The sequence below is a fragment of the Streptomyces sp. MBT53 genome, assembly GCF_016654115.1.
Lineage (GTDB): Bacteria > Actinomycetota > Actinomycetes > Streptomycetales > Streptomycetaceae > Streptomyces.
In genome coordinates, this window is record NZ_JAEQAZ010000323.1 from 1 (window position 1) to 6,077 (window position 6,077).

At 70.7% G+C, this 6,077-nt stretch carries 7 protein-coding genes; 2 read left to right on the plus strand and 5 right to left on the minus strand.

Annotated elements, in window-relative coordinates; translation table 11 throughout:
* Positions 1 to 100 precede the first annotated feature (100 nt).
* The gene (locus JHN45_RS49670; RefSeq protein ID WP_200717326.1) at positions 101 to 886 is read right to left on the minus strand and encodes a trypsin-like serine protease; all 786 of its coding nucleotides are present in this window, start codon (positions 884 to 886) and stop codon (positions 101 to 103) included.
* Positions 887 to 1,097: 211 nt separating this feature from the next.
* Complete coding sequence (locus tag JHN45_RS49675) at positions 1,098 to 2,549, minus strand: aldehyde dehydrogenase family protein (RefSeq protein ID WP_201056059.1); 1,452 nt, start codon at positions 2,547 to 2,549, stop codon at positions 1,098 to 1,100.
* A 98-nt stretch (positions 2,550 to 2,647) separates the two neighbouring features.
* On the opposite strand from JHN45_RS49675, the gene JHN45_RS49680 reads away from it, so the two are divergent.
* Complete coding sequence (locus tag JHN45_RS49680; protein ID WP_201056060.1) at positions 2,648 to 3,229, plus strand: TetR/AcrR family transcriptional regulator; 582 nt, start codon at positions 2,648 to 2,650, stop codon at positions 3,227 to 3,229.
* Between the two features lie 71 nt (positions 3,230 to 3,300).
* Here the strand turns inward: JHN45_RS49680 and JHN45_RS49685 are convergent, their stop codons facing one another.
* Positions 3,301 to 3,720, minus strand: a complete 420-nt coding sequence (locus JHN45_RS49685; protein WP_201056061.1) for a MarR family winged helix-turn-helix transcriptional regulator — start codon at positions 3,718 to 3,720, stop codon at positions 3,301 to 3,303.
* Between the two features lie 62 nt (positions 3,721 to 3,782).
* On the opposite strand from JHN45_RS49685, the gene JHN45_RS54585 reads away from it, so the two are divergent.
* Positions 3,783 to 4,850 (plus strand): FUSC family protein, encoded by a 1,068-nt coding sequence (locus JHN45_RS54585; RefSeq protein ID WP_201056063.1) that lies wholly within the window; start codon positions 3,783 to 3,785, stop codon positions 4,848 to 4,850.
* Here the strand turns inward: JHN45_RS54585 and JHN45_RS49695 are convergent.
* The gene (locus JHN45_RS49695) at positions 4,814 to 5,473 is read right to left on the minus strand and encodes a response regulator transcription factor (RefSeq protein WP_200717614.1); all 660 of its coding nucleotides are present in this window, start codon (positions 5,471 to 5,473) and stop codon (positions 4,814 to 4,816) included. The genes JHN45_RS54585 and JHN45_RS49695 overlap by 37 nt on opposite strands.
* Positions 5,470 to 6,077: sensor histidine kinase (locus tag JHN45_RS49700; RefSeq protein ID WP_201056065.1), on the minus strand; the 608-nt coding region annotated here is incomplete at its 5' end. The genes JHN45_RS49695 and JHN45_RS49700, both read right to left, overlap by 4 nt.

Genomic DNA, 6,077 nt, shown 5'->3' on the forward strand with positions numbered 1-6,077 from the left:
TCCGCGATCGCGTCGGCGGCGGTTTCTGAGCGAGCGGTGGGGGCGGGAAAAACGGGCCCGGCGCACATGCGGCGCCGGACCCGCACAAGAAGGACGTACGTCAGAGCGAAGTCGCCGCCGACGCGATCGCGGAGGCGAACGTGGACACCTCGCTGTACACGCCCGGCGCGTTCGCGCGGGCGCACCCTATGCCCCAGCTGACGATGCCGACCTGGATCCAGGCGTTGGCGCTGTCCCGGCGGAACATTGGACCACCGGAGTCACCCTGACAGGTGTCGACCCCACCGGCCGTGTACCCGGCGCAGATCTCGTCACTCGCGACCAGCCCGCTGTACCCGCTGTAGGACCGGCAGGTCGCGTCACTGACGAACGGCACGGTGGCCTTGCGCAGATACCGCTGCTGAGCCCCGCCTTCACTGGCCGAACCCCACCCGGCGATGGTGAAGGTCCCGGTGTTGTACTGCGTGGTCGTGGCGATCTTCAGCGTCGGTACGGTGGTGATGGGCGTGGCGAGCTTGATGAGCGCCCAGTCCTTGCCGTTGCCGTTGTACCCCGGCGCCCGGTACACGTACGTCGACTTGACCTGGACCCGCCCGGTGGTGGACTGAAGGTCCACCACACCCGCGGTGGCGGTGATGCTGGTGTTGGCCCCGGTCCCGCTCACACAGTGCGCGGCGGTGAGCACGATCTGCTGGGTGTAGAGCGCACCGCCACAACCCATCGAGAGCCGGACTATGAACGGGAACTCGCCCTGCGCGGCGGTGGTTCCGCCGACGACGGGCGTGGGGGCGGCCTGTGCGGACGAGACGGGCTGAAGAGAGGCGATCGCGAGAGCGGCGGCGCCGACGGCCGCGCATCTCTTGAGGGCTGTGAGGAGCTTCTTCAACGTGATGCCTTCCGTGGGGGATGGGAATGACGCGGACATGTCAATCCAGAGCATCAAAGAAATGCTCAATTTCTGACATGGGCTGGTCAAATCTGTTGAAGGATTATGGGAACCCTGTGAACGTCCGCACAAGTGACGTATTTCAGCCATCGGCCAGCCGCTCCGGACCGCGACGGACCGGGGCGGCTGTGGCAGGGCGGGGGCAGTGCGCTCACCCGGGACGGCGGGTGCCGTACCTCTTGACGACTTGGAACTGTTCCAGGGCCGCGGAACCGCCGAAGCTGCCGTAGCCGCTCTGCTTGACCGGTGTGCCGGCCATCTGTGAGGTGGTCAGGCCGTGGGCGTTGAACCAGACCTCGCCCATGCGCAGTTCGCGGCCGACCCGGCGGGCCCGGAGGTCGTCGGCGGTGAACACCGAGGCGGCCAGGCCGAAGTCGGTGGCGTTGGCCCGGCGGATCGCGTCGGCCTCGTCCTCGAAGACCTCGAAGGTCTGCACCGGGCCGAACACCTCCTCCTGGACGAGGGGCACGTCGACGTCGTCGGTCTCGACCAGGGACGGCCGGTAGTAGGCGCCGTCGCGCAGCTCGGGCTCGTCCGGAATCCCGCCGCGGACCAGCACCTTCCCGTACGCGGCCGCCTCCTCGACGAGGCGGTCCACGCGGGCGACAGCGGCCTTGTCGATCAGTGGGCCGAGTCGGGTGTCGGGGTCGTCGGCGGGGCCGACCCGGACCGTCCGCAGCGCGGCGACGAGCTTGGTGCGCAGTTCGTCGGCGACCGCCCGGTGCACCAGAACACGCGACCCGGTGGCGCAGTACTGACCGTTCATGAGGGTCGCGGCCCGGACCACGACCGGCACGACGGCGTCGATGTCGACGTCGTCGAATATCAACAGCGGTGTCTTGCCGCCGAGTTCGAGGGTCGTCCGCTTCACCCTGGCCGCCGCTCCGGCGGCCACCAGCCGGCCGACCCTGGTGCTGCCGGTGTAGCTCAGCACGTCGACCTCGGGTGAGTCGACGAGGAGCGGCGCGACCTCGTTGCCCGTCTCGGTGAGGAGGCTGAGCACCCCGGGCGGCAGGGAGGCGGTCTCCGCCACGGCCTCGGCGAGCAGTGTGTTGGTCAGCGCGGTCTGTCCGGGCAGCTTCACGACGGCCGTGCAGCCCGCCGCCAGCGCGGGCCCGATCGCGCGGACGGCGAGCAGGACCGGCCCGTTCCACGGCACGATGATCCCGACCACGCCGGCCGGTTCCGGTACGGCGTGCCAGTACGTCTCCGGCGCCTGTTCAAGGGCCTGCCCGCCGGTCTGGACCCGCGCCCGGGCCGCGTTCAGGCGCAGCAGGCGCGCGGCCATCTCGGCTTCCATCCGGGTCTCCCAGAGGAGTCTTCCGGTCTCCCGGGAGAGCATGCGCCCGAGCTCCTCCCCGCGACGCTCGACGCGGTCCGCGAACTCGTCGAGCGTCCGTGCGCGCGGTTCGGCCTGGCGGGACCAGCCGGTGGTGTCGAACGCCGTCCGCGCGGCCGTGATCGCGGCCCGCGCCTCTTCGCCGCCGGCGGAGTGAAAGGCGCCGACCGCCCTGCCCGTCGAGGGGTCGAGGGACTCGTGGATCTCGCCGCCGTAGTTCCATCGGCCGTCGATCCAGTTCCCCGCGGGGGTGGATGTGTTCATGGTGACCCTCTCCTCACCCAGCAAGCGGATAATTATCCGTTCCGGCTCTCGGAACGTATCGGATAATTATCCGCTCGGCAAGAAAGTAGCCTGTGACCATGACAACGGAGCCCATCAGCTCGCGTCGGGCGGACACCCGACGCAACCGCGAGCGCATCCTCACCAGCGCGGAGCAGGCGCTGGCCGAGTCGGGCGAGATCTCCTTCAACGCCATCGCGAAAGCGGCCGGAGTCGGCGTCGGCACGATCTATCGGCACTTCCCGACGTCCGAATCGCTGGTCCTCGCGGTCTATCAGGCCGAGGTACGGCACCTCATCGAGATCGTGCCGACCCTGCTCGACTCCCACCCGCCGCAAGAGGCCTTCCGCGTCTGGGTCACCGACCACCTGGCCCACTACATGGCGACGAAACGCGGCCTGGGCGACGCGCTCCGCGCCGCGGCGACCGGCGGCGAGGTCTACAACCGCGCCTACGAGGAGGTCACGGTCGCGCTGGCCGCCCTGCTGAGGGCCAACGCCGAGGCGGGCACGGTCCGCCCGGGCCTGGACCCGCGCACAGTGATGCGCGGCTTGGGCGGCCTGCTCCTCCTGGACCCCAACGAGGACCAGGGGGCTCAGATCGCAGACCTCACGGACCTGCTGTGGCGAGGCATGGCAACACCGGGCGGGGGTGCGCCCTGAAGGGGCGCGGGGCTGTGACATTTGCGGCTCCGCCGCGCGGGCGCGCCCAGCCCCCACCGGCCCGCACTCAATCAACGACCTGCCATCCGCTCCATAATCGCCCCCGCCAGTTCAAGCACCCCTCGCTCGGTCTCACTCAATGAAGCCAATGCCCCCGCCAACCACACATCCCGCTCGCCCATGTCCCGGTCGAGGGCCTGCCGCCCCGCCGCCGTCAACGTGAGCACAGACTGCCGCCGATCCACGGTGCTGGGCTCGCGCGCGATCAACCTCTCCGCCTCCAACTCGCCGAAGGCCCGCGTGAGGGACTGAGGCCGCTGCCGCTCGGCGACCGCGACTTCCCCCGGCGTCGCCGAACCGTTCCGGTGCAGATGCCCGAGCACGATCAGCTGGTTGGGCGTGAGCCCACCCTCACCGCGTTCCTGTCGCAACCGCCGGTTCAGTCGCACGACACCACGACGGATCCGGGCGGCTTGGGAGAGATGATCCATGCCGGATATCGTACGCACTAACTTACTATTCAGCGCTCGTAGTGCCCGCTACTGTGGTGACAGTGACCGCAAAACTAATACGCAACGCGTACGAAGCGGCTCTGACGATGACCGCCGTCCTGCTCTCCTGGGGCGTGGCCCTCTGGCTGGAGGGTGTCGTGGGACTGCACACCGACGTGCTGGTCCTCGCGGTCGCCCTGACCCTCACCCTGTCCTCCACCCAGCGCACCGCCGACACCCGCCGGAGGCTCACCGCGCTCGTCCTGCTCCCCGCCACGGCCGGTGCCTCGATCTTCGTCGGCCGGCTGATCGTCTCCCACTACGCGATCGGCGCCGCGGTCTACACGGCGGGCATGGCGCTGGCCATCTGGATCCGCCGCTTCGGCCCCGTCGCCACGAAGGCCGGCACGCTGCTGGCGCTTCCGCTCGTGGCTCTCCTCGTCGTACCCGGCCCCGCGCTTCCGGCCAAGGCGCAGAGCGGGCTGGTCACTTGGGGCTGGTCGGCGTTGGTCGGGGCGATGGCGTGCGGGGTGGTGTGGCTGGTGCAGGGGCTGGGGGACCGGTTCGGCCCCCGACCCTGGCGCACGGAACCCGACCCCGGACAACCGCCGCGCCGCTCCCGCCTCCACCCCCGCCCCAGCACCCGCATGGCCCTCCAGATGGCGGCCGGGATCGCCGCCGCGTTCGCGGTCGGGCGGCTGCTCTTCGACGACCACTGGCCGTGGGTGGTCCTCACCGCGTACGTCGCCGCGAGCGGCAACCGGGGCCGAACAGACGTACTGCGCAAGGGGGTTGAGCGGCTGGCCGGTGCCACGATCGGCACCCTGCTGGCGGCGGGCGTCGCGTCGATCGGCGTCACCGGAGACACCGCCGTGGCCCTGATGTTCGCCGTCCTCGCGGTCGCGTTGTGGCTGCGGCCCCTCAACTACGCCTACTGGGCAGCCGGGATGACCTGCTCCCTGTCCCTCCTCTTCGGCTACTTCGGCCAGGACGCGCTGCAGTTGCTGCCCACCCGGCTCGAAGGGATCGCGGTCGGCGCGGTGTTGTCGGTGGTGTCGGCGTGGTGGCTGCTGCCGGTGCCGCGCGCCCGCCGTCAGCCGGTTCTCGGCACGACGAGCCCTGTCTCGTAAGCCATCACCACGGCCTGTGTACGGTCCCGCAGCCCGAGTTTCGACAGGATGCGGCTGACGTGGGTCTTCACGGTCTCCTCGCCGACGTGCAGGCGGACGGCGAGTTCCGGGTTGGACAGACCCTCCGCGAGCAGCCGCAGGACGTCGGTCTCGCGTGGGGTGAGGGCGTCAAGTGCGGTGCGTACAGGGGCGGTTCGGGGGCGTTGGCGCGCGAACTCGGAGATGAGCCGGCGGGTGATCGCGGGCGCGAGCAGCGCCTCGCCGGCGGCTACGACCCGCACCGCGTCGAAGAGCCGCTCCGCCGTCACGTCCTTGAGCAGGAAGCCGCTCGCTCCAGCGGTCAGCGCGTCGTAGACGTGTTCGTCGAGGTCGAAGGTGGTGAGGACGAGCACGCGTGGTGCGTCCGGGCCCTGGAGGCGTGCGGTGGCCTCGATGCCGTCCATGACCGGCATCCGTACGTCCATCAGGACCACGTCGGGGAGCTGTTCGCGGCAGACGCGTACCGCCTCGGCGCCGTCGTGGGCCGTGCCGACGACGGTGAAGTCGGCCTGGGTGGCGAGGAGTCCGGCGTAGCCGGCCCGGACGAGTTCGTGGTCGTCGGCGACGACGATGCGGATGGTCATGCCGGTGCCTCCTCGTCGTCGTCCGGGTTGACGGGCAGGCGGGCCTCTACCAGGAATCCGCCGCCCGGGGCGGGGCCGGTGCGCAGGGTGCCGCCCACGGTGGCGGCCCGCTCGCGCATGCCGAGGAGCCCGTGGCCGGAGTGGTGGGTGGCGGGCTGACCGGGCCCGTTGTCGCGGACGCGCACCGTCAAGTCCGCGTTCGCGTACCGGAGTTCCACGTCCACGGCGGCGCCGGGGGCGTGTCGGCGGGCGTTGGTGAGGGCCTCCTGCACGATGCGGTAGGCGGTGACCTCGATGCCCGGGTCGAGGGTCGTGACCGGCCCGCTGATGATGAGCCGGGTACGGGATCCGGCCGCGTCCCGTGACTCGTCGACGAGTTCGATGAGTTGACGGAGACCGGGCTGTGGCCGCCGCTGGACCCCGGTGTGCGCGTCCTCCCGCAGTACGCCGAGCAGCCGCCGCATCTCGGTCAGCGCGGTGCGCGCGGTGTCGCCGATGGCGAGGAGGCGGGTCGCGCCCTCCGTCGGCAGCCCCGGGGTGGTGAGGCGGGCGGTCTCCGCCTGGACGGCGATCATCGAGATGTGGTGGGCGACGACGTCGTGCA

Bases quoted from the DNA above. Each gene is read 5' to 3' on its own strand.
- JHN45_RS49680 (WP_201056060.1), top strand. From the start codon at position 2,648: ATGACAACGGAGCCCATCAGCTCGCGTCGGGCGGACACCCGACGCAAC.
- JHN45_RS49685 (WP_201056061.1), bottom strand. From the start codon at position 3,720: ATGGATCATCTCTCCCAAGCCGCCCGGATCCGTCGTGGTGTCGTGCGA.
- JHN45_RS49695 (WP_200717614.1), bottom strand. From the start codon at position 5,473: ATGACCATCCGCATCGTCGTCGCCGACGACCACGAACTCGTCCGGGCC.
- JHN45_RS49675 (WP_201056059.1), bottom strand. From the start codon at position 2,549: ATGAACACATCCACCCCCGCGGGGAACTGGATCGACGGCCGATGGAAC.